Origin of the sequence: Sphingomonas endophytica (assembly GCF_014199415.1) — a bacterium.
Lineage (GTDB): Bacteria > Pseudomonadota > Alphaproteobacteria > Sphingomonadales > Sphingomonadaceae > Sphingomonas > Sphingomonas endophytica.
The window spans coordinates 21,683-44,691 of the sequence record NZ_JACIJN010000009.1 but is presented as its reverse complement, the minus strand read 5'-3'; the positions used below and the strand labels follow the sequence as shown (position 1 = coordinate 44,691).

The following is a 23,009-nucleotide window of genomic DNA, read 5'->3' as shown; positions in this document are numbered from 1 at the left end:
GATGGGTATCGCGCAGACGATCAAGGCGTTCACGCTCTACGAGTTCGTGAAGGCGCATGCGCTGACGCTGAAGTATTTCTTCAAGCCGAAGGCGACGATCAACTATCCGTACGAGAAGAACCCGCTGAGCCCGCGCTTCCGCGGCGAACATGCGCTGCGCCGCTATCCGAACGGGGAAGAGCGCTGCATCGCGTGCAAGCTGTGCGAAGCGGTGTGTCCGGCGCAGGCGATCACGATCGAGGCCGAGCCGCGCGACGACGGCAGCCGCCGTACGACGCGCTACGACATCGACATGACCAAGTGCATCTATTGCGGCCTGTGTCAGGAAGCATGCCCGGTCGACGCGATCGTCGAGGGGCCGAACCTCGACTTCTCGACCGAGACGCGCGAGGAGCTGATCTACGACAAGGCCAAGCTGCTCGACAACGGCGACCGGTGGGAACGCGCGATCGCCGCGAACCTTGCCGCCGACGCGCCGTACCGGTAGGCGCTCGCGTGACATCAGGGGTCGAGATGATTTTGACGGTTTCATTCAGCGCGCGCCGCGGGCGTGCGGACGCGGGGGAGGCGCTATGATCCAGGCCATCGCCTTCTATCTATTCGCGCTCGTCGTGCTGCTGTCCGGCGCGATGACGATCTCGTCGCGCAATCCGGTGCATTCGGTGCTGTGGCTGATCCTCGCGTTCTTCAACGCCGCCGGGCTGATGGTGCTGGTCGGTGCCGAGTTCATCGCGATGCTGCTTGTCATCGTCTATGTCGGCGCGGTCGCGGTGCTGTTCCTGTTCGTGGTCATGATGCTCGACATCGACTTCGCCGAGCTGCGTGCCGGGTTCGTCCGTTACTTCGGGATCGGGCTGGTGCTCGCGGTGGCCTTGGTCGCCGAAATCCTCATTGGCGTTGGCGCATGGAGCGCGGGCGGGATCGACCTCGCGCGGCGTGCGGCGCCGACCGATCATGTCGTCCCGAACATCGTCCAGATCGGCAACCTGCTCTACACGCGCTATCTGTTCATCTTCGAGGGCGCGGGGCTGGTGCTGCTGGTCGCGATGATTGGCGCGATCGTGCTGACCCACCGCGAGCGGTCGGGGTCGCGCTACCAGAATATCGCGCGGCAGAATGCGCGCCGACCACAGGACGCGACGCGCAACGTGCGGCCGGAGATCGGTCAGGGGGTACAGCTGTGAACGCGGCCATGTCGGGAGGCGTCGGCCTCGTCCACTATCTGGTCGTCGCGGCGATCCTGTTCACGATGGGCGTGCTGGGGATCTTCCTCAACCGTAAGAACATCATCGTCATCCTGATGGCGATCGAGCTGATCCTGCTGGCGGTGAACATCAACCTGGTCGCCTTCTCGGCGGCGCTGCAGGATCTCGTCGGGCAGGTGTTCGCGATGTTCGTGTTGACCGTCGCCGCCGGCGAGGCGGCGATCGGGCTCGCCATTCTCGTCATCTTCTTCCGCGGCCGCGGCTCGATCTCGGTCGACGATCCCAGCCGGATGAAGGGATAAATTCCGGTGCATTCGATCCTCTTCATCGTCTTCGTCCCGCTCGTCGCGGCGATCGTCGCCGGGTTCGCGAACAAGTCGTTCGGCGCGACTTTCCCCAAGGCGATCACGACCGGCGGGCTGTTTCTGTCCTGCGCTTTGTCATGGCCCGTGTTCATTGGCTTCCTAATGGGCAGCAGCGAGGCGTCGGTGACGCCGGTGCTGCATTTCATGACCTCGGGCACGTTCGACGTGTCATGGGCGCTGCGTGTCGACGCGCTGACCGCGGTGATGCTGGTGGTGATCACCAGCGTCTCGGCGCTCGTCCACCTCTATAGCTGGGGCTATATGAGTGAGGACCCGGACCAGCCGCGCTTCTTCGCCTATCTGTCGCTGTTCACCTTCGCGATGCTGATGCTGGTGACAGCGGACAATCTGATCCAGATGTTCTTCGGCTGGGAAGGCGTCGGCCTCGCCAGCTATCTGCTGATCGGTTTCTGGTTCCGCAAGCCGAGCGCCAATGCCGCGGCGATCAAGGCGTTCGTCGTGAACCGCGTCGGCGATCTCGGTTTCATGCTCGGGATCTTCGGCACCTATCTGGTCTTCAACACCGTCTCGATCCCGGCGATCCTCGCCGCCGCGCCGTCGATGGCGGGGTCGACGATCGGCTTCCTCTGGTTCCGCGCCGATACGATGACGGTGCTGTGCCTGCTGCTGTTCGTCGGCGCGATGGGCAAGTCGGCGCAGCTCGGGCTGCACACCTGGCTGCCGGACGCGATGGAAGGCCCGACCCCGGTGTCGGCGCTGATCCACGCCGCGACGATGGTGACCGCGGGTGTGTTCATGGTGTGCCGCCTGTCGCCGATGTTCGAGACCTCGCCGACCGCGATGGGCTTCGTGACCTTCATCGGTGCCGCGACCTGTCTGTTTGCGGCGACGATCGGCACGACGCAGACCGACATCAAGCGCGTGATCGCCTATTCGACCTGTTCGCAGCTCGGCTATATGTTCTTCGCGGCTGGTGTCGGCGCCTATGGGGCGGCGATGTTCCACCTGTTCACGCACGCGTTCTTCAAGGCGCTGCTGTTCCTCGGGGCCGGCTCGGTGATCCATGCGATGCACCATGAGCAGGACATGCGTTTCTACGGCGGTCTGCGGAAGGCGATCCCGGTCACCTTCTGGGCGATGTTGCTGGGCACGCTCGCGATCACCGGCGTGGGCATCTACGGCATCGGCGGATTCGCAGGCTATCACTCGAAGGATGCGATCATCGAGGTGGCGTGGGCCGCGGGGTCGCCCGTTGCGTCGATGGTCGGGGTGTTCGCGGCGTTGCTGACGAGCTTCTATTCGTGGCGGTTGATGTTCCTGACCTTCTGGGGGGAACCGCGCTGGGCGGCGTCGGAGCATATCCAGCATGCGCTCCACGGCGCGCACGGGCACGGCCATGACGATCACGCGCACGATCATGGTGATGCGCACGCGCACGGCCATGACGACGCGCACCATCCCGATCCCGCGGGCGAGGACGCCGGCCATGCGCCGCACGTCGAATCGCGCGGGTTCAACGAAATTCCGAAGGGCACCGGCGGCTATCATCCGCACGAGAGTCCGATCGTCATGCTGATCCCGCTGATCGTGCTGTCAGTCGGCGCGGTCGCAGCCGGGTTCGTGTTCCATCGCTGGTTCATCGATCCGGAGAGCGCCGGCGGGTTCTGGAAGGGCGCGTTGTTCTTCAACGAACATCTGATGCACGAAATGCATCAGGTCCCGCTGCTGGTGCAGCTGGCGGCGACGATCGTGATGCTGTCGGGGCTGCTGATCGCCTACCTGACGTACATCCGCTCGCCGGACGCACCCGCGAAGTTCGCGGACACCTTCCAGCCGCTATACCGCTTCCTGCTCAACAAGTGGTATTTCGACCAGCTCTACCACTTCCTGTTTGTGCGCCCGGCGTTCGCGATCGGTCGCCTGCTGTGGCACCGTGGCGACGAGGGGACGATCGACCGCTTCGGGCCGAACGGCTCGGCGTGGCTGGTGCAGGTGGGAAGCCGTGCGGCGGTTCGTCTCCAGACCGGATATGTCTATACTTATGCATTCGTCATGCTGATCGGGCTCACCGCCGCGATCACGTGGGCGATCGCGGGCTGAGCGGGGGAGAAGGAAGATGTCGTTCCCGATCCTCTCGCTGATGCTGGCGATCCCCGCGGTCGCCGCCATTGCGTGTCTGTTCCTCTCCGCTCCCGCGGCGCGCCTCACCGCGCTGGTCGCGACGCTGATCGATCTCGCGCTCGGCGTGCTGCTGTGGACGTCGTTCGATGTCGGTGGCGCGCAGTGGCAGTTCGTCGAATATGCCCCGCTGTTCGGCCGTTTCGGCTGGGCGCTCGGCATCGACGGCTATGCGCTGCTGCTGATTGTGCTGTCGGTGTTCCTGATGCCGATCTGCATCGGGGCGAGCTGGCAGGCGATCGAAAAGCGCGTGCCGGAATATATGGCGGCGTTCCTGTTCACGGAGGTGCTGATGATCGGCACCTTCGCCGCGCAGGACCTGTTCCTGTTCTACATCTTTTTCGAAGCCGGCCTGATCCCGATGTTCCTGATCATCGGTATCTGGGGCGGGGTGAACCGCATCTACGCGTCGTACAAGTTCTTCCTGTACACGCTGCTCGGCTCGCTGCTGATGTTCATCGCAATGCTCTACATGAGCATCACCGCGGAAACGACCAGCATCCCGGTGCTGCTCAACTACGACTTCCCGGCGAGTGTGCAGACATGGCTGTGGCTGGCGTTCTTCGCGTCGTTCGCGGTCAAGATGCCGATGTGGCCGGTCCACACCTGGCTGCCCGATGCGCACGTGCAGGCGCCGACCGCCGGGTCGGTGATCCTCGCGGGCGTGCTGCTCAAGCTCGGCGGTTACGGCTTCCTGCGCTTCAGCCTGCCGATGTTCCCCGAAGCGTCGGCGAGCCTCGTGTGGCTGGTGTTCGGGTTGAGCGCGGTGGCGGTGATCTACACCAGCCTCGTCGCGCTGGTGCAGTCGGACATGAAGAAGCTGATCGCCTATTCGTCGGTCGCGCACATGGCGATCGTCACGATCGGCCTGTTCGCCTTCAACGCGCAGGGGATCGAGGGCGCGATGATGGTGATGCTGGGTCACGGCCTGGTGTCGGGCGCGCTGTTCCTGTGCGTCGGCGTGATCTACGACCGGCTGCACACGCGCGAGATCAGCCGCTACGGCGGGCTTGCGATCAACATGCCGCGCTATGCGATCCTGTTCCTGCTGTTCACGATGGCCTCGATCGGCCTGCCGGGCACGAGCAACTTCGTCGGCGAATTGCTGAGCCTGATGGGCACCTATCAGGTGTCGACCACGATCGCGCTGCTGTGCACCACCGGGATCATCCTCGGGGCGGGGTACATGCTGTACCTCTACCGGCGCGTGGTGTTCGGCGAGATCAAGTCCGAGGAGGTGCGGCAGATGTCGGACCTGACCCCGCGCGAGCTGTGGCTGCTCGTCCCGATCGCGGCGGCGGTGCTGTGGATGGGCGTCTATCCGGAGAGCTTCCTCGCGCCGATGCGCAAGGATACGCAGATCCTGCTGGCGCGGATCGACCGCGCCAAGCCGGCCGGTGACTCGCTGCCCACCAAGGGCACCGGGGTCGTGCCGGCCGCACATGCCGAAACTTCTGCGCATGGGAGCGCGCACTGATGGATTACGCCGCCAATCTGGCGATGACGCTGCCCGAGCTGGTGCTCGCGGTTGGAGCGATCGCGTTGATGCTGGTCGCCGCCTGGGGTGGCCCGGCCTCGACCAAAGCGGTGTCGTGGGTGTCGGTCGCGGTGCTCGGCGGGGCGTTGATCGCGCTGACCGGCCCGGCCTCGGCCGGTGGTGACGCCTTCTACGGCCTGTACCGTGCAGACGCGTTTGCGGCTTTTGCCAAGGTGCTGATCTACATCGGCGCGGCGGTCGCTATCCTGATGGCCCCTGATTTCTTCCGGCGCACCGCGGGCGCGGACCTGCGACCGGAATATCCGGTGCTGATCCTGCTGTCGGCCTGCGGCATGGGGATGATGGTGTCGGCGGGCGATCTGCTGACGCTCTACGTCGGGCTCGAACTGCAGAGCCTTGCGGCTTATGTGCTGGCCAGCTTCATGCGGCAGGATACGCGCTCGGCCGAGGCGGGGCTCAAGTATTTCGTGCTCGGCGCGCTGGCGAGCGGCATTCTGCTCTACGGCATCAGCCTCGTCTACGGTTTTACCGGCTCCACGATGTTCGACGAGATCGCAGGGGCTTATGCCGCCGCGCCGCTGACAGGCAGCGGGCGCTCGCTGGGGCTGCTGTTCGGCTTGGTGTTCGTGTTCGCGGGGCTGGCGTTCAAGATCTCGGCGGTGCCGTTCCACATGTGGACCCCCGACGTCTACGAAGGCGCGCCGACGCCGGTGACCGCGTTCTTCGCCTCCGCGCCCAAGGTCGCGGCGATCGCACTGGCGGTTCGCGTCGCGATCGAGGCGATGGGCCCGGCCGAGGTGCAGTGGCGGCAGATCGTGATCTTCGCGTCGCTCGCCTCGATCCTGCTCGGTGCGGTCGCGGCGATCGGCCAGCAGAACGTCAAGCGCCTGCTCGCCTATTCGTCGATCAACAACGTCGGCTTCGCGCTGATCGGACTCGCCGCGGGCACGCCGGAAGGTGTGGCGTCGGTGATGACCTATATGACGATCTATTTGGCGATGACGCTGGGCAGCTTCCTCGTCGTGCTGCAGATGCGCGATGCCGACGGGCAGCCGATCGAGACGATCGACAGCCTCGCCGGCCTGTCGCGGACGCGGCCGGGGCTGGCGGCGGCGCTGGCGATCTTCATGTTCTCGCTCGCCGGCATCCCGCCGCTGTTCGGTTTCTACGCCAAATTCGCGGTCTTCTACGCCGCGGTGCAGGCCGGGCTGTTCCCGCTGGCGGTGGTCGGCGTCGTGTTCAGCGTGATCGGTGCCTATTATTATCTGCGTCTCGTCAAGACGATGTACTTCGACGAACCGACCGGAACGTTCGGCGCGGGCGACAAGCTCGAGGGCGGGCTGATCGCGGTTGCGGCGGTATTCGTCTCGCCGCTCGGCTATCTCGCCATTCCGGCGCTGTCGGCCTGGACGCTCGCTGCCGCCAACAGCCTCTTCTGAGGCGGCGGCGCTGCCCCGGATCCTGACGGTACCGGCGACCGGGTCGACCAACGCCGACCTGCTGGCGCTCGCGGGCGACCGCGCGGTCGACGAGGGCACATGGCTGCGCGCCGAGCAGCAGACCGCCGGGCGCGGGCGGCAGGGGCGGGTCTGGGACTCGCCCGCCGGCAATCTCTATGCGAGCACGTTGGTCGCGATCCGCCCTGACGATCCGCCGGCCGCGGGGCTGGCGCTGGTCGCGGCGGTCGCGCTGGAGGAGGTGCTGCGTACCGCACTGCCCGACCCGCGCGCGTTGCAGTTGAAGTGGCCCAACGACCTGTTGCTCGATGGCGCGAAGCTGTCCGGGATCCTTCTCGAACGCGGCGCGGCGTATGTGGTGGTCGGGATCGGGGTCAACGTCGCGCATCATCCGGCGCTGGCCGACCGCGCCACCACCAGCCTGCGCGCAGCCGGGGCGACCGTGGACGCGGCGACGCTGCTGGAAAGTCTCGCCGATCGCTTCGCCGCGTCGCTGGCGGTGTGGCGCGGGCAGGGGATCGCACCGGTCGCCGCGCGCTGGAGCACGCGCGCCCACCCGGTCGGCACCGCGCTCAGCGTGCGGCTTCCCGACCAGACGACGCTGATGGGGCAATTCCTTGGGCTCGATACGAGCGGTGCGCTGCTGCTCGGCTTGGCGGACGGTACGCGGCATGTCATCCATGCCGGCGACGTGTTCATGGTCTAGGGAGAGGAAGGCGATGCTGCTCGCGGTCGATGCCGGCAACACCAATATCGTCTTCGCGCTCGTCCAGCCGGCGACGCGCGAGATCCGCGCGCGCTGGCGGATCGCCACCGACCCGCGCCGCACCGCCGACGAATATGCGGTGTGGCTCAGCCAGTTGCTCCAGCTGGAGGGATACACGCGCGAGGATGTGACGGCGGTCATCATCTCGACCGTCGTCCCGCGCGCGCTCCACAATCTCGAAGTGCTGGCCAGCAAATATTTCCGCACCGATGCGCTGATCGCCGGACGTGCGCCGGTCGACTGGCAGTTGTCGGTCGACGTCGACGAGCCGCGCAGCCTCGGCGCGGATCGCGCGGTCAACACGATCGCGGCGCACGCGCTCCATGCCGGCGACCTGATCGTGATCGACTTCGGCACCGCGACGACCTTCGACCATTCCGACTTCGACGGCGCATATAAGGGCGGGATCATCGCGCCGGGAATCAACCTGTCGCTCGACGCGCTGGTAATGGCTGCCGCCAAGCTGCCGCGGATCGCGATCGAGGCCCCGGCCACCGAGAGCGTGATCGGACGCAATACCGTCGATCAGATGAACATCGGCATCTACTGGGGCTATATCGCGATGATCGAGGGGCTGGTCGCGCGCATGAAGCGCGAGATCGCCCGGCCCGTGAAGGTAATCGCCACCGGCGGCCTTGCCACGCTGTTCGAACAACATACCGACGCGTTCGACGCGATCGAACCCGACCTGACGATCCAGGGTCTGGCGATCATGTACGCGCGCGCCCATATCGACGCATGACCGCTTTGCCGGCGCGATCGTCCGTCTTCCCTGCCTGCCGCTGCGATGCGGACGGGCCGCGGTGCCGGCATCCAAAGGAATATAATGACACCGAAGAATAACGAGCTTCTTTTCTGCGCGCTGGGTGGGTCCGGCGAAATCGGCATGAACGTGATCCTGTACGGCCACGCCGGCAAATGGCTGATGGTCGATTGCGGCGTGACGTTTGCTGACGCGCATTACCCCGGCATCGACGTGATCCTGCCCGATCTCCGCTTCATCGAGGAGCGGATCGACGATTTGGTCGGGATCGTGCTGACGCACGGGCATGAGGACCATATCGGCGCGCTGCCGTATCTGGCCGAGGATCTCGGCGTGCCGATCTATGCGACGCCGTTCACCGCCGGGCTGGTGCGGGGCAAGCTGGAAGAGGAGCGGATCGAGGACCGGGTAAAGATCCGGCTGGTCGAGGCGCGCAAGTCGTTCAAGGTCGGCCCGTTCGAGGTCGAGGTCGTGCCGCTGTCGCACTCGATCCCGGAGGCGAACGCGCTGGTGATCGGCACCCCCGCGGGCAAGGTGTTCCACACCGGCGACTGGAAGCTCGATCCGACCCCGGTGATCGGCCAGCCTGCGACGCCCGAGGAACTCGCCGAGATTGGCGCGGAGGGTATCGACGTGCTCGTCTGCGACTCGACCAACGTGTTCAATGCCGAAGCCTCGCCGAGCGAGGCGACCGTCCGCGAGGGGCTCACCAAGAGCGTCGCGCGCGCACGTGGTCGTGTGGTGGTGACGACCTTTGCGTCGAACGCCGCGCGGCTCCATACGCTCGGGCAGGTCGCCGAGGAAACCGGGCGCAAGCTCTGCGTGACCGGGCGCTCGCTCGACCGGATCATCCGCGTCGCCAAGGCGACCGGCTATCTCAAGAACTTCCCGCAGACCGTCGACGTCGACGCGGCGATGCGGCTGCCCAAGAACCGCGTGCTGATCGTCGCCACCGGCGGGCAGGGCGAGGAGCGCGCGGCGCTGGCACGGATCGCGGCGGGCAGCCATCCGGTCGCGGTCGAGATGGGCGACATGGTGATCTTCTCGTCGAAGCAGATTCCCGGCAACGAGGTCGCGATCGGTCGCATCCAGAACCAGCTTGCCGCCAAGGGTGTCGAGATGGTGACCGAGAAGCAGGCGCATGTGCACGTCTCGGGGCATCCCGGTCGGCCGGAGCTGGCGAAGATGTACGGCTGGCTGCGTCCGACCTCGCTCGTCCCGGTGCACGGCGAGATGCGGCACCTGATGGAGCACGCGCGCTACGGGCTGTCGCAGGGCATCGCCAATACGGTGGTGCAGACCAATGGCGACATGGTGCGGCTGGCACCGGGGGCGCCGAAGAAGATCGGCAACGTGCCGGTCGGGCGGCTGGTGCTCGACGGCGACGTGATCCTGCCGGCCGACGGCAGCACGATCAACGAGCGGCGGCGCGTCGCGGTCAACGGCCAGATCTCGGTCGGGATCGCGGTCGATCGCAACGGCCGGGCCGGCGGGACGCCTGACGTGCGCGTGCAGGGCGTGCCGGTCGAGGAAGAGCGCGAGCCGTTCCTCGCAGAGGCGATCGAGGCAGCGGCCGAGGCGATGGCCGGGCGCCCGCGCGACCGCGAGCGGCTGCGCGAGGACGTGCGGATGGCGGTCCGCAAGGTCGCGACGCGGTGGACCGGCAAGAAGCCGATCGTCGACGTCGTGATCGTGCAGGTCTGATCCGGAACGCCTGGCAGGAGGACGCGAGGTGCGCTGGACATCACTGTTGGCGATCTACGTCCTCTTCTGGGCGTTTTCGGTGTTTCTGGTGCTGCCGTTCGGGGTGCGCACCTCCGCCGAGGCGGGGGAGGCGCACATGCCCGGCTCCGCCGAAAGCGCGCCGCACGAATTCTCGCTGAAACGGGTCATCGTGCGGACGACGATCGTCGCGACGGCGCTGTTCGCGCTGTTCGTCGCCAATTATGAGTTCGGCTGGATCACGGCGCAGTCGCTCGACGTCATGGACGTGGTCAACGCGGTCGACTGACGCGGGTTGTGGCGGCGCGTCGCGGGGCGGCGCAGGGGATGATGATGACCGACGCCAATGATCCGCGCCTCGTCGACGACGCCGGCCATGCGTGGCCGCGACTGTCGCCGCTCGCCACCGGGGTGCGCGGCTGTTGCCCGCGCTGCGGCAAGGGCGCGCTGTTCCGTGGCTTTCTGACGATCCGCGAACGGTGCCCGGTGTGCGGACTTGATTATGGCTATGCCGACCCGGCGGACGGGCCGGCGGTGTTCGTGCAATTGTTCGCGTGCCTGCCCGGCGTGATCTTCACGCTGATGTTCCAGATCCTCGCCGACCCGCCGTGGTGGATGCATGTGCTGGTCAGCCTGCCGGTGTTGCTGGTCAGCACCGTGCTGCCGCTGCGGCCGATCAAGGGCTGGCTGGTGGCGAGCCAATTTTACTTCAAGGCGCGCGAAGGGCGCTTGGTCAAGGAAGACTGAGCGCGCTCACGGCCGCAATGGCGGGATACCCGCCGCGCCGCTCAGCCCTCCAGCGGATAGAGCGCGGCGGCGATGCGGCGTTCCTCGGCGCGCAGCACTCCCCAGGCGCGTGCGGCGGCACGGCTGTCCATCGCCTCGACGCCGATGCCGCGCTTCTCCAGCGCCGCGACCAGCGCGCGCGGTGGGCGACGCAGATCGGCGCCGGTGCCGAGCAGCACGAACTCGATCGCCTCGCCCAGCAACGGCGCGAGCGCCGCCTCGTCGAGCGCATCGAATGGCGGCGGGGTCCAGCCGTCGGCGCGAGTCGCGGTCAGCAGCAGCGCCGGATAGACGCCCATCGTTCCGTCCGGCGCATCGACCTTGAAGCCGGCCGGGCCGAAGCCGCGGACCAACGGGCCGGCGGCGTCACGCTCGCGGTCCATTCTCATCGTGCGTGCTCCCCGGCGCGGGTCAGGCGCGCGGCCCGACGCGCTCCGCATTGTCGGCGACGCTGTTGCCGCGCACCGGCTTCTCGTTCTCCGGCTCGGCGCGCAGTCCGAGCGTGATGAGCAGCGAGGACGAGACGTAGATCGACGAATAGGTCCCGACGATGATGCCGAGCGTCATCGCGGCGGTGAAGCCGCGGAGCACGTGGCCGCCAAGGAAGAGCAAGGCGGCAAGCGCGAGCAGGATCGTCACCGAGGTCATGACCGTCCGGGGAAGGGTCTCGTTGACGGACAGGTTGATGATCTCCCGCATCTCCATCTTGCGATAGCGGCGCATGTTCTCGCGGATCCGGTCGTCGATGACGATCTTGTCGTTGATCGAATAGCCGATGATCGTCAGCACCGCCGCGACGATGTTGAGGTCGAACTCGAACTGCGTCAGCGCGAAGAAGCCGAGCGTCATCAACAGGTCATGGACGATCGCGACGATCGTCGACACGCCGAACTGCCATTCGAAGCGGAAGATCGCGAACAGCCCGATGCCGAGGATCGCGAGCACCACCGCGAGCACGCCGTGGCGGATCAGCTCGCCCGACACCTTGCCCGACACGGTCGAGTAGCGGCGGAACTCGGCGCCCGGGAAGGCCTTCAACAAGGCGCTTTCGACCTTGCGAACCGCGCGGTTGGTCGCGCCCTCGTCTCCGCCCTGCTGGACGGGGAGGCGGATCGTGACGGTGCGCGGGTCGCCGAACTGCTGGAGCGCAGCCTCGCCGACACCTTGCGCATCGACGACGCTGCGGACGCGATTGAGGTCGGGCGTCTGTGCGAACCGTTCCTCGATCATCAGGCCGCCTTCGAAGTCGACGCCGAGATTCAGCCCCTTGTAGAAGGTGATCCCGACGGCGAGCACGCTGAGCAGCAGCGTCAGGCCGAACGCGAGTCCGCGCAGGCGGACGAAATCGATATTGGTGTCGTCGGGGACGAGCTTGAGCAGTTTCATGACGTCCTCGCCGCCCCGGCCGCGGCCAGGGTCCGGTTAGGGGAGAGAAGGGTCGGCACGATCATATGTTGATCGTCTTCGGCTTGGCGCGGCGCAGCCAGCCCGCGACCAGCATCCGCGTGAAGGTGACGGCGGTGAACACGCTGGTGGCGATGCCGATCAGCAGCACGACCGCGAACCCCTTCACCGGGCCGGAGCCGAGCACGAACATGATGACGCCCGAGATCGCATGCGTGACGTTGGCCTCGAAGATCGTGCGGCTGGCTTCCTTATAGCCCAGCTCGACCGCCTGCACCACGTTGCGCCCACGATGGCGCTCTTCGCGAATCCGCTCATTGATGAGCACGTTGGCGTCGACCGCGGTGCCGATCGTCAGCACGAAGCCGGCGATCCCCGGCAGCGTCAGCGTGCCCTTGAGCAACGCCATCACGCCGAGGATGACGAACACGTTGATGACGACCGCGAGGTTCGCATAGACGCCGAACCGGCCGTAGGTGACCAGCATGAACGCCACGACCAGCGCGACCGCGACCGCTGACGCTAGGATGCCGGCGCGGATCGAATCGGCACCGAGGTCCGGTCCGACCGTCGATTCCTCGACGATCTTCAGGTCGACCGGCAGCTTGCCCGAGCGCAGCGCGATCGCGAGCTGGTTGGCGCTCTCGACCGTGAACCCGCCGTTGATCGCGGCGCGGCCGCCGATGATCGGCTCGTTGATGTTCGGAGCCGAGATCACGCTGTTGTCGACGATGATCGCGAACGGCTTGCCGACATTCTCCTGCGTGGTGCGCGCGAAGCGGCGACCGCCCTGGCTGTCGAAGGTCATCGACACCTGCGGCGCGTTGGTCTGCGGCTCGAACTCCTGCCGCGCGTCGCTCAGCATGTCGCCGGTGATGATCGCCTGCCGCTTCACCGCGATCAGCGGGATGCCCGACGGATTGTTGGGGTAGGGCAGGATCTGGTCGCCGGCCGGCGCCTGACCCTTGGCGAGCGCCTGCGGATCGGCGTTGACGTCGACCAGCTTGAATTCGAGCTTGGCGGTCTTGCCGAGCAGGTCCTTGAGCGCCTGCGGGTCCTGAAGCCCCGGCACCTGCACGACGATGCGGTTGCTGCCCTGCCGGATGATCGTCGGCTCGCGCGTGCCCATTTCGTCGATACGGCGCCGCACGACCTCGGTCGCGTCGCCCATCGCGGTCTCGACCGCCTGCTTCAGCCCTTCGGCGGTCGGCGTCAGGACGAAGCGGCTGGTGTCGACGACCTGGATGTCCCACTGGCGCTGCCCGGTCATCCCGGCGCCGGTGCCGGTGATCTGGAGCAGCCGCTCACGCGCGGCATCGACCTGCGTCGGGTCGCGCAGCAGGAACGACAGTTGTCCGCCGCGGCTGGAAATCTCGCCGATCTCGATGCGCGGGTTCTGGCGGCGCATCTCGGTCTGCACCTGCTCGCGCATCGCCTCGACGCGAGTCGCGGCGACGTCGTTGGTGTCGGCCTCGAGCAGCAGATAGCTGCCGCCGGCCAGATCCAGCCCCTTGTTGACGCGCGGAAGATTGATCCCCCACGATTGCGTCACGCTTTCGGGGATGAACGTCGGGATCGACAGCGACACCAACGCCGCGAGCAGCAGCCAGATGCCGGCGACCTTCCAGCGGGGAAAGTCCAGCATGTCAGTCGTTCGCCGGCTTGCCGCCGAGCGGCGTCACCTCGGCGAGCGTCGCCTTGACGACGCGCACGCGGGTGTTGGGCGCGATCTCGACCTCGACCGCGCTGTCCTCGACGCGGGTGACCTTGCCGATCAGCCCGCCGGCGGTGACGACCGAATCGCCTTTCTTCACGTCGGCGACTGCGGTCTGGAGCGCCTTCATGCGGCGCTGCTGCGGGCGGATCATCAGAAAGTAGAAGACGACGAAGACGAGAAGCAGCGGCGCAAGGCTGATGAAGCCGGCGAGGCCGCCGCCCTGGGCGGCGCCGCTGGCGGTCTGCGCATAAGCGGGAGAGATAAGCATCGGTTTCCGTGCATGACCGTTGGGCGGCCGGGAGACGGCCGCGCGAAGTCGCTGCCGCTATCATCGCGGCGCGTCGCGCGCAACATGCGCCCGACCCGGCTGCCCCGTCGCGGCGTTCCAATGCGCTTGCATCGCGCCGCGACCAGGCGTAGAGGCGCCCCCTCGGTCGGGGCGTAGCGCAGCCTGGTAGCGCATCACACTGGGGGTGTGGGGGTCGCAGGTTCGAATCCTGTCGCCCCGACCAATCATTACAATTCAATGATTTCCGTTCCTCCGCGGCGCGGTGGCTGGTACGATGCGCGCTGCCCCGTTCGGCGCGACTCCGGGCCTGTCGGACCGGTCCCGTGCTCGCGGCGCGGAGAGGTCAGATGGTGGCAGCCGCGGAACCCGTTCTTGCCCGTCGCGCGGATCACGCGCCACCACCGCCGTGAGCGCGCCGCCCGGCCCGTCGCCGCCGCGCCTCACCATCGACCGCAGCGATCCCGTGCACCGGCGGCTCGACCAGCTCGCGCCGGGACTGACCGCGACGATTGGGCTGCACAGCCGGCGCTTCTCGCCGAAGCTGGTCCGGTCGCGCCGCGAGATCGCACATGAGGGCGAGCCGGTGAGCGGCATCTGGATGCTGCGCGCCGGTTGGGCGGCGCTGGTGCGGCATTTCGCGGACGGGCGGCGACAGATCGAACATGTGCTGCTGCCCGGCGATCCGCTGCCGTTCGAGCGCGAGGCCAGCTATCCCGCGACGATCGTGGCGCTGACGCCGGTGACGCTGATCGACCTCGACGGGCCATGGGTGCCCGATGCCGCGCTGCTCGACGCGGTGCTGCAGCGGCACACGATGGCGACCTTCCACCATCTGCTCGACGCCACGGCGCGGCTGGGGCGACAGGTCGCGATCGAACGATTCGCGCATCTGCTGCTGGAATTGCGCGACCGGCTTCGTGGCGTCGGGCTCGCGACCGACACGCAATTCCGTATGCCGCTGACACAGGAGATGCTCGCCGACACGCTCGGACTGACCAGCGTGCACGTGAACCGCACGCTCCAGATGATGCGCCAGCAGCAGTTGATCGAACTGGCTGGCCGTGTCGTGACGCTGCTGCTGCCCGGCGAGCTGGCGCATATGGCGGATTATCCGTCGCCGTCGACGTCGCGGGTTGCTATGCGCTGAGCGATGATCGGCGGGGACAGGAAAAGCGCGCCGCGGTGGTTTCGCCTCGCGGCATGGGTGCTGGTGCTGTGGGGCGCGATGGGGGTTTCGGCCTGCATCAGCCAGTTGCGCCACGGGGCGGAGGCGATGGGCGCGGCGAGCGATTACGATCGCGCCCTGTTCGCGAGTCTGCCGCTCTGGTATCGCGCCGATTATGCGATCGCGACCGGCACGATGCTGGCCGGCGCGATGGCGTTGCTGGTCCGGTCGCGCCACGCGGTCGCGTTGCTGACGGTGTCGCTGGTCGCGGTGCTGATCCAGTTCGGCTGGATGTTCGCCATGACCGACATCCTTGCGGTGAAGGGGCCGTACACGCTCTACTTCCCGCTGCTCATCATGGCGATCGGCGCGCTGGCGTTGCAACTGGCGCATGTCGCGCGCCGACGTGGCTGGATCGATTGACGCGCGTGGCGTAGCAGGGCGCGATGTCCACGACCTTCACCATCGACACCGCCACGAGCCGCGCGACCCCGGTGTCCGCGCCGATGAAACGGCTGACCGTGCCGGCGATCCGCGCGCGCAAGGCGGCGATCGCGGCGGGCAAGGGGGAGCCGCTCGTCATGCTGACCGCCTACACGGTGCGGATGGCGCAGCTGATGGACCCGCATTGCGACATGCTGCTGGTCGGCGACAGCCTCGGGCAGGTGATCTACGGCCTTCCGTCGACGGTGCCGGTCACGCTGGAGATGATGGCGGCGCATGGCGCGGCGGTGGTGCGCGGCAGCCACCATGCGACGGTGGTGATCGACATGCCGTTCGGCAGCTACGAGGCGTCGCCGGCGCAGGCGTTCGAGAGTGCGGCGCTGTTGATGAAGCAGACCGGCGCGGCGGCGGTGAAGCTGGAGGGTGGCGTGGCGATGGCGCCGACCGTGCAGTTTCTGTCGGAGCGCGGCATACCGGTCGTCGGGCATATCGGGCTGACCCCGCAGGCGGTGAACGCGCTGGGCGGCTATGGCGCGCGCGGGCGCAGCCCGGCCGAGGCGCGCAAGATCGTCGCCGATGCGCGCGCGATCGCCGAGGCGGGGGCGTTCGCGCTGGTGATCGAGGGCGTGGTCGAGCCGATCGCGGTCGAGATCACCCGCACGATCGACATCCCGACGATCGGTATCGGCGCGTCGGCGAGCTGCGACGGGCAGGTGCTGGTCGCTGAGGACATGCTCGGGCTGTTCGAACGCACGCCGCGCTTCGTGAAGCGTTATGGCGACATGGCGACGTTCGTCGCCGAGCGGGCGGAGCGCTATGCCACCGAAGTCCGGTCGCGCGCCTTTCCCGGTCCGGAGCAGCTGTATCCGCCCAAGGACTAGGCGGCCCTTTCGTTTATCCCGGCGAACCGCTACACGCCGGGCGTTTTTCCGTGAAGCCCGGAGTATTCGGTGGCCCTGACGCCGCAAAATAACGAAGCGTTCCTGCGCGAGGTCGACGACGAGCTGCGGCGCGATCAGGCGCTGCACGTCTGGCGCCGTTATGGCGTCGCGCTGATCGCCGCGGTCGTGGTCGCGCTGGCGGCGTTCGGCGCGTATCTGTTCTGGCAGCATCGTCAGGAACAGGCGGCCGGGCGCGAGGGCGAGCAATTGCAGACCGCCTATGACGCGCTCGCCGCCAACGACACCAAGTCGGCGAGCGACACGTTGGCGACGCTGACCCAGTCGAAGCGCGAGGGCTATCGTGTGCTGGCGATCTTCACGCAGGCCGACGTGCTGCTCCAGAAGAACGACCTGAAGGGCGCCGCGGCCAAGTTCGCGACGGTTGCGCAGGATGCGTCGGTGGCGCAGCCGTTCCGCGATCTCGCGCTGATCCGCCAGACGAGCGCCGAGTTCGACACGCTCAAGCCCGAGGTGGTGGCGGAGCGGATGCGGCCGCTGGCGGTCGCGGGCAATCCGTGGCTGGGCAGCGCGGGCGAGCTGATGGCCGCCGCTTACCTGCAACAGGGGCGGCGCGATCTGGCCGGGCAGGTGTTCGCGCGGATCGCCGCCGACACGCAGGTGCCCGCCTCGTTGCGTCAACGCGCCGTTCAGATGGCGGGCGTATTGGATGGCGCATCGGATAACAAGGCGACGCCCGCGTCGCCGACGGCCGCCGGTGCCGCTGCGCCGGCCACGAACGAAGGTAACACGACGCGATGACGACACGGGTGGCGACCGGCCTGGCGCTCGCCGCGCTGGTGGGGCTCAGCGGCTGCGGCATCTTCAAGGGCGGGCCCAAGAAGACTCCCACCGTGGGACAGCGCGTCCCGATCCTGATGTCGGAAAATCAGGCGACCGTCGACAAGGGGCTGGAAAGCGTGCCCGTCACGCTGCCGGTCGGCGTCGCGAACGACGCATGGACGCAGCCGGGCGGCAATGCCGCCAAGTCGATGGGCAATCTCCTGCTGGCGTCGGCGACCCCGGCGAAGGCATGGACCGCCCAGATCAACGGCGGCACCAATCGCGCGCGGCTCGCGGCCGGGCCGGTGGTGGCCGAGAACAAGCTGTTCGTCGTCGACGTCGATGCGACGCTCCACGCCTTCACCGCCGACACCGGCGCGAAGCTGTGGACCCGCGCCGTGCCCGACACGGACGAGAACAAGAACGCGCGCTTCGGCGGTGGGGTCAGCTATGACGAGGGCAAGCTGTACGCCACCGACGGGCTGGGCGATGTCGTCGCCGTCAACGCCGCCGACGGCGCGGTGCTGTGGCGCGCCAAGCCGGGCGGGCCGCTGCGCGGCGCCCCGACCGTCGCCAACGGCCAGGTCTATGTGCTGAGCCAGGACAATCAGATCTTCGCGCTCGATCAGGGCGACGGCAAGGTCGTCTGGACGCAGTCGGCGAGCCTCGAGACGCAGGGCGTGTTCGGGGTCGCCGCGCCGGCCGCCAGCTCGGGCACCGTCATCGCCGGCTTCTCGAGCGGCGAGCTGAACGCCTATCGTTACGAGAACGGCCGGACGTTGTGGCAGGATGCGCTGTCGCGCACCTCGATCACTACCTCGGTGTCGAGCCTCGCGGATATCGACGCCGATCCGGTGATCGAGGACGGCCGCGTCTATTCGATCGGCGAAGGCGGCCGGATGGTCGCGCTGGAGATCGCGACCGGGCAGCGCACTTGGGAGCAGAATCTCGCCGGTATCTCGACCCCGTGGATCGCGGGCGACTGGATTTTCCTCGTTACCGATGATTCGCGGCTGGTCTGCCTGTCGCGCGCCAACGGCAAGCTGCGCTGGATCAGCCAGTTGCGCGCGTTCAAGAACGAGGAAAAGCGCAACGATCCGTATAATTGGTTCGGGCCGGTGCTGGCGGGCGACAAATTGTGGCTGACCAATTCGCGCGGTGACCTGGTCGCCACCTCGGTGACCGACGGCAGCGTGCAGACGACGATCCAGGCGGGCGATCAATTCTCGATGGCGCCGATCGTCGCCAATCAGACGCTCTACACGCTGGACGAGAAGGGCGTGATCACCGCCTGGCGGTGAGTTTCATCGCCAGGTGTCTCCCATCGTCGCCCCGGACTTGATCCGGGGCTCCGCTTTCTGCGCCGGAAAGTGGAGAAGCGGGGCCCCGAGGCAAGCCCGGGGCGACGTGCAAGCGTGAGGCCGGTACAGCGCACCGCCACCCGCCCCTATCGCGCGCGCCGATAAATCTTTAGGTCACCCGCATGTCCCGTCTTCCTACCGTCGCGATCGTCGGCCGTCCCAACGTCGGCAAGTCGACGCTGTTCAACCGCCTCGTCGGCAAGAAGCTCGCGCTGGTCGACGACCGTCCCGGCGTGACGCGCGACCGGCGCGAGGGCGATGCGCATCTGCTCGGGCTCGACTTCCGCGTCATCGACACCGCCGGCTATGAGGACGAGGACCCCAACACGCTGCCGGGCCGGATGCGACAGCAGACGCAGGCCGCGGTCGACGCCGCCGACGTCGCGCTGTTCGTGATCGATTCGCGCGCGGGTGTCGTGCCGCTCGACGAAGAGATCGCACGCTGGCTGCGCGGATCGGACACGCCGATCGTGCTGATGGCCAACAAGGCGGAGGGGCGCGCGGGCGAGGGCGGCTTCTACGAGGCGATGGCGCTCGGCTTCGGTGACCCGGTCGCCTTTTCCGCCGAACATGGCGAGGGGCTCGTCGAGCTGTTCGAGGCATTGCTGCCGCATCTCGACCCGCTCCAGCCCGAGCCCGAGGCGCCGATCGACATCGAGAGCCCCGATGCGCCGCTCAAGCTGGCGATCGTCGGGCGGCCGAATGCGGGCAAGTCGACGCTCGTCAACCGCATGCTCGGCGAGGACCGGATGATCACCGGCCCGGAAGCCGGGATCACGCGCGACTCGATCGCGATCGACTGGACGTGGGAAGGGCCGGACGGCCCGCGGCAGGTGCGGCTGATCGACACCGCCGGAATGCGCAAGCGTGCCAAGGTGCAGGACAAGCTGGAGAAGCTGTCGGTCGCCGATGCGCTCCACGCCGTCGATTTCGCCGAGGTGGTGGTGCTGCTACTCGACGCGACGCTCGGGCTGGAGTCACAGGACCTGCGCATCGCGGATCGCGTGCTCGAGGAAGGCCGCGCGCTGGTGATCGCGCTCAACAAATGGGACGTGGCGGAAAATGCCTCAAGCCTGTTCAACGGCGTCAAGAAGGCGCTTGACGAGGGGCTGGCGCAGGTCAAGGGCGTGCCGCTGCTCGCGGTCTCGGCGGCGACCGGCAAGGGCATCGACCAGCTGATCGCGGCGGCGTTCGAGACCCGCGAGGCGTGGTCGCGGCGCGTCGGCACCGGCGAGCTCAACCGCTGGTTCGAACGCGCGATCGAGGCCAACCCGCCCCCCGCACCCGGCGGTAAGCGGATCAAGCTGCGCTATCTGACCCAGGCCAAGACGCGACCGCCGGGCTTCGTGCTGTTCGGCACGCGGGTCGACGAGCTGCCGATGAGCTACCAGCGCTACCTCATCAACGGCATCCGGCGTGAATTGGGGTTCGGCGCGGTGCCGGTGCGGTTGATGCTGCGCGCGCCGAAGAATCCTTTTAGCAAATAACGCGCGGTTACCGGGCGTTTACCGATCGCGCTTATTCCGGAACGCCGGTGTCCGGAGTGCGGCGGGAGACGTAGGTGTCGTTGGAAACGAGCAATCTGGTCGATGGTCAGGCGCTGGCGCGTGCCCGTGCCGAGCTGGGCACCGGCTTCGCGCGCATCCTCGGCTATTTCCGCGAGGACGGCATCAAATCGCTGACGACGCTTGAAGAGGCGGTGCGCAAGGCCAATGCGGTGGCGATGGTGATCCCGGCGCACACGCTGAAAGGCGAAGCGCGGCAGTTCGGCGCGCTGGCGCTGGCGATGCTCGCCGAGAAGATCGAGGATCACGCGCGACTGTGCATCGAGCATCATGACTCGCCGGAGCGCGCGATCGAGGACGTCGTCGCGCTCCGCCCGCTGCTGTTGCAGACGCTGGCGCTGCTGGAGCGCGAAGCGGGGGTGACGGTGGTTGCGGCGCCTGTCGTCGCACCTGCGCCGGTCGCGCCGGCCTTCGTGCCCTCGCCGCTTCCGGGGCGCCCGCGGGCGCCGGGTGGGTTCGGGCGGAAGATCGGTTGACGAAGGACGCTAAACTCAGGCTCTGATCGAAGCCAGAGCCGGCATCGAAAAGATGGCGGCGGCGACACTCCAAGTAATCGCCACCGCCCTGTCGCATCACCCTTTCAGGTAAGGCGCCGCGCCGCTTTGCGGCTTGTCGTGCTCGCTGATCGAGTTGAGCTGGATGTAATTGTGGATGCCCATCCGCTCGATCATCTCGAACTGGCGCTCGAGCGTGTCGACATGCTCTTCCTCGCTGGCAAGGATGCGCGCGAACAGATCGCGGCTGACGAAGTCCTTCACTTCCTCGCTGTACGCGACCGCGGCCTTCAGCTGTGCGACCGCTTCGATCTCCATCGCCAGATCGGCCTTGAGCGCCTCCTCGACGGTTTCGCCGATGCGCAGGCGGCCGAGCAGCTGGAAGTTGGGCAAACCGTCGAGGAACAGGATGCGCTCCGCCAGCCAGTCGGCGTGCTTCATCTCGTCGATCGATTCGTGGCGCTCGAACTCGGCGAGCTTATAGACGCCCCAATGGTCGAAGAGACGGTAATGCAACCAATATTGATTGATCGCCGTCAGCTCGTTCCTGAGCGACTCGTTCAAAAACTCGATGACTTTCAGGTCACCCTTCATTGTGTCTGCCTCCAAGTGAATGGAGGCCGAATACAGGCACGGATGCTTCGACGGAAGCCTGAATTCTCTACTTGCACAAGATGAGAGCGCTACGCAGCCGCACGTTCCTGTTCGATGATTTCACGTGCGAACGCGACGCACTGTCCGCACTTGGCTTGTCGACCGTAACAGCGATAGGCCTGACATGCCGTGGTCGCGCCGGCTCGCGCCGCCTCGCGTACCTGGCATTCGCGAATCGCATTGCAGACGCAAACGACCATAACCGCTCCTCATTCTTGAGGATGGGATAGCGATAATGCGAATGGGTCGCAAGCTATTTTGCGTCGCGTTCGCAAAAACTGCGACGAAGCGTTATCCACTTGCCGCGAACTGCGCAGCGCCACAGCCACTCCGCGGGACCCTGTGTGAAGCGGGCGAGCCACCAGCGCGGCCAGACCAGCATCGCTACCCAGAACGGCGGCAGCAGCAGATAGAGCGACGCGCGGTCCCAGCGCGCGAACTGTCCCGCGCCCCAGCCGTAGAAGAGCGCGGTCAGCGCGATGCTGCACCCCAGATAATTGCTGAGCGCGACGCGCCCCGCCGCGGCAAGCCGGCCCTCGCGCGCCACGAGCAGCAGCAGCGCGGCATAACCCGCTACCGTGACCGGGCGGAGCAGCGGGGCGGCGACGAAGCTGGCGACGACAATGGTATGCGCATCGAAGTCGCGTGCGATCGTATGCGCCGCCACCAGCGCGAACACCGGCAGCGTGGTGAGCAGCGTGCTGGCCGCGATCAGCGCATAGCGGCAGCGCGGCCATGCGCCGGTCAGGAAGCCGCTCCGCAATCCCGCCATGCCGAACAGCATATAGGCGAGCGTCTCCGGGCCGTTGGCGAGGAAGGCGGTGAACGGCCCGGCCTCCTCGTGCCAACGCCACGCGACGTTGCTCTGCCAGCCGCCGCGCAATGCGGCGATCTCACGCGTCAGATCGGCGGGCGTGGAGCGACCGAACACGCGCTCCACGACGCTGCCGAGCCCGGCGATCGCCAGCCCGTTGGCGAGCGCGAGCAGCAGGCAGGTCGTGGCGGCGAACAGCAACAGTCGCAGCGGCGCGGCGCTGAACAGCAGTGCGACGCAGCCGACCAGCGCGTAAAGGCTGAGGATGTCGCCGCTCCACACGCAATAGAGGTGCGCACAGCCGATCGCGAACAGCGTCGCCATGCGGCGCAGGTGGAGCGCCGCGCCGTTGCGGCCGCACGCGTCGGCGCGGTCGATCACCAGCAGCATCGAGGCGCCGAACAGCGTGGCGAACAGCCCGCGCATCTTGCCCTCGACGAGGACGTAGGTGATCGCCCAGGCGGCGATATCGGTAGGGGTCTGCCCGCCCCATGCCGCGGGAGAGAAATAGGCGGCGACCGGCAGCGCGAAGCCGGGCAGGTTGGCGACAAGGATGCCGAGCACCGCCGCGCCGCGCAGAAAGTCGAGCGCGACGATGCGGGGGGCGGTCAACGTGACACCCTTCCGTCATTCCCGCGCCGACGGTTATCCAGACGCGCTGCCGTTCGTGCTCCTGCCGA

General features: G+C 67.3%; 25 protein-coding genes and 1 tRNA gene. 19 read left to right on the top strand and 7 right to left on the bottom strand.

What is annotated here, in order from left to right:
* The first annotated feature begins 1 nt into the window (after position 1).
* The 11 genes from nuoI to FHS97_RS13205 all read left to right on the top strand — a co-directional run bounded on the left by nuoI (position 2) and on the right by FHS97_RS13205 (position 10,662).
* Complete coding sequence (gene nuoI, locus FHS97_RS13255; protein WP_184038686.1) at positions 2–487, top strand: NADH-quinone oxidoreductase subunit NuoI; 486 nt, start codon at positions 2–4, stop codon at positions 485–487.
* 85 nt (positions 488–572) lie between these two features.
* Positions 573–1,184: an NADH-quinone oxidoreductase subunit J gene (locus FHS97_RS13250; RefSeq protein ID WP_159758668.1), complete on the top strand. Its 612-nt coding sequence runs from the start codon at positions 573–575 to the stop codon at positions 1,182–1,184.
* Between the two features lie 8 nt (positions 1,185–1,192).
* Positions 1,193–1,507 (top strand): NADH-quinone oxidoreductase subunit NuoK, encoded by a 315-nt coding sequence (gene nuoK / locus FHS97_RS13245; RefSeq protein ID WP_037489584.1) that lies wholly within the window; start codon positions 1,193–1,195, stop codon positions 1,505–1,507.
* A 6-nt stretch (positions 1,508–1,513) separates the two neighbouring features.
* Positions 1,514–3,631: an NADH-quinone oxidoreductase subunit L gene (nuoL, locus tag FHS97_RS13240; protein WP_184038683.1), complete on the top strand. Its 2,118-nt coding sequence runs from the start codon at positions 1,514–1,516 to the stop codon at positions 3,629–3,631.
* Positions 3,632–3,647: 16 nt separating this feature from the next.
* Entirely contained in the window at positions 3,648–5,186 is a 1,539-nt protein-coding gene (locus tag FHS97_RS13235) for an NADH-quinone oxidoreductase subunit M (RefSeq protein ID WP_184038679.1), read from the top strand.
* Positions 5,186–6,646, top strand: coding sequence for an NADH-quinone oxidoreductase subunit NuoN (gene nuoN, locus FHS97_RS13230; protein ID WP_184038675.1), 1,461 nt, complete (start codon positions 5,186–5,188; stop codon positions 6,644–6,646). Before FHS97_RS13235 ends, nuoN begins: the two co-directional genes overlap by 1 nt.
* Positions 6,647–6,665: 19 nt before the next feature.
* The gene (locus tag FHS97_RS13225; RefSeq protein WP_184039126.1) at positions 6,666–7,370 is read left to right on the top strand and encodes a biotin--[acetyl-CoA-carboxylase] ligase; all 705 of its coding nucleotides are present in this window, start codon (positions 6,666–6,668) and stop codon (positions 7,368–7,370) included.
* A 13-nt stretch (positions 7,371–7,383) separates the two neighbouring features.
* Entirely contained in the window at positions 7,384–8,172 is a 789-nt protein-coding gene (locus FHS97_RS13220; protein WP_184038672.1) for a type III pantothenate kinase, read from the top strand.
* A gap of 84 nt (positions 8,173–8,256) precedes the next feature.
* The gene (locus FHS97_RS13215) at positions 8,257–9,897 is read left to right on the top strand and encodes a ribonuclease J (RefSeq protein WP_184038669.1); all 1,641 of its coding nucleotides are present in this window, start codon (positions 8,257–8,259) and stop codon (positions 9,895–9,897) included.
* Between the two features lie 28 nt (positions 9,898–9,925).
* A complete protein-coding gene (locus FHS97_RS13210; protein ID WP_184038667.1) occupies positions 9,926–10,204 on the top strand; it encodes a DUF1467 family protein in 279 nt (92 codons plus the stop codon).
* A gap of 44 nt (positions 10,205–10,248) precedes the next feature.
* Complete coding sequence (locus FHS97_RS13205; protein WP_184038664.1) at positions 10,249–10,662, top strand: DUF983 domain-containing protein; 414 nt, start codon at positions 10,249–10,251, stop codon at positions 10,660–10,662.
* Positions 10,663–10,703: 41 nt separating this feature from the next.
* On the opposite strand, the gene FHS97_RS13200 is transcribed toward FHS97_RS13205, so the two are convergent.
* From FHS97_RS13200 to yajC, 4 genes are all read right to left on the bottom strand, one after another.
* A complete protein-coding gene (locus FHS97_RS13200) occupies positions 10,704–11,090 on the bottom strand; it encodes an Mth938-like domain-containing protein (protein WP_184038660.1) in 387 nt (128 codons plus the stop codon).
* A gap of 22 nt (positions 11,091–11,112) precedes the next feature.
* Positions 11,113–12,087, bottom strand: coding sequence for a protein translocase subunit SecF (gene secF, locus FHS97_RS13195; protein WP_184038657.1), 975 nt, complete (start codon positions 12,085–12,087; stop codon positions 11,113–11,115).
* Positions 12,088–12,148: 61 nt separating this feature from the next.
* Positions 12,149–13,750 (bottom strand): protein translocase subunit SecD, encoded by a 1,602-nt coding sequence (secD, locus tag FHS97_RS13190; RefSeq protein WP_184038652.1) that lies wholly within the window; start codon positions 13,748–13,750, stop codon positions 12,149–12,151.
* Between the two features lies 1 nt (position 13,751).
* Complete coding sequence (yajC, locus tag FHS97_RS13185; protein ID WP_184038648.1) at positions 13,752–14,090, bottom strand: preprotein translocase subunit YajC; 339 nt, start codon at positions 14,088–14,090, stop codon at positions 13,752–13,754.
* Positions 14,091–14,257: 167 nt separating this feature from the next.
* Between yajC and FHS97_RS13180 the strand changes: the two genes are divergently transcribed.
* From FHS97_RS13180 to FHS97_RS13145, 8 genes are all read left to right on the top strand, one after another.
* Positions 14,258–14,334, top strand: a tRNA-Pro gene (locus FHS97_RS13180).
* Positions 14,335–14,517: 183 nt separating this feature from the next.
* On the top strand, positions 14,518–15,258 hold the full coding sequence (locus tag FHS97_RS17660; protein ID WP_184038644.1) for a helix-turn-helix domain-containing protein: 741 nt from the start codon (positions 14,518–14,520) through the stop codon (positions 15,256–15,258).
* Between the two features lie 3 nt (positions 15,259–15,261).
* Complete coding sequence (locus tag FHS97_RS13170; RefSeq protein WP_184038641.1) at positions 15,262–15,699, top strand: hypothetical protein; 438 nt, start codon at positions 15,262–15,264, stop codon at positions 15,697–15,699.
* A gap of 23 nt (positions 15,700–15,722) precedes the next feature.
* On the top strand, positions 15,723–16,601 hold the full coding sequence (panB, locus tag FHS97_RS13165) for a 3-methyl-2-oxobutanoate hydroxymethyltransferase (protein ID WP_184038638.1): 879 nt from the start codon (positions 15,723–15,725) through the stop codon (positions 16,599–16,601).
* Between the two features lie 69 nt (positions 16,602–16,670).
* On the top strand, positions 16,671–17,420 hold the full coding sequence (locus FHS97_RS13160) for a tetratricopeptide repeat protein (RefSeq protein ID WP_184038634.1): 750 nt from the start codon (positions 16,671–16,673) through the stop codon (positions 17,418–17,420).
* Entirely contained in the window at positions 17,417–18,742 is a 1,326-nt protein-coding gene (locus tag FHS97_RS13155) for a PQQ-like beta-propeller repeat protein (RefSeq protein WP_184038630.1), read from the top strand. The genes FHS97_RS13160 and FHS97_RS13155 overlap by 4 nt, the downstream gene beginning before the upstream one ends.
* Before the next feature lie 182 nt (positions 18,743–18,924).
* Positions 18,925–20,289, top strand: a complete 1,365-nt coding sequence (der, locus tag FHS97_RS13150) for a ribosome biogenesis GTPase Der (RefSeq protein ID WP_184038626.1) — start codon at positions 18,925–18,927, stop codon at positions 20,287–20,289.
* A gap of 74 nt (positions 20,290–20,363) precedes the next feature.
* Entirely contained in the window at positions 20,364–20,843 is a 480-nt protein-coding gene (locus FHS97_RS13145) for an Hpt domain-containing protein (protein ID WP_343053454.1), read from the top strand.
* A 96-nt stretch (positions 20,844–20,939) separates the two neighbouring features.
* Here FHS97_RS13145 and bfr read toward each other — a convergent pair whose 3' ends face one another.
* From bfr to FHS97_RS13135, 3 genes are all read right to left on the bottom strand, one after another.
* Entirely contained in the window at positions 20,940–21,455 is a 516-nt protein-coding gene (gene bfr / locus FHS97_RS13140; protein ID WP_184038623.1) for a bacterioferritin, read from the bottom strand.
* Between the two features lie 89 nt (positions 21,456–21,544).
* Entirely contained in the window at positions 21,545–21,715 is a 171-nt protein-coding gene (locus FHS97_RS17555) for a (2Fe-2S)-binding protein (protein ID WP_028966957.1), read from the bottom strand.
* A 53-nt stretch (positions 21,716–21,768) separates the two neighbouring features.
* A complete protein-coding gene (locus FHS97_RS13135; protein ID WP_221233296.1) occupies positions 21,769–22,941 on the bottom strand; it encodes a DUF418 domain-containing protein in 1,173 nt (390 codons plus the stop codon).
* Positions 22,942–23,009: the final 68 nt, after the last annotated feature.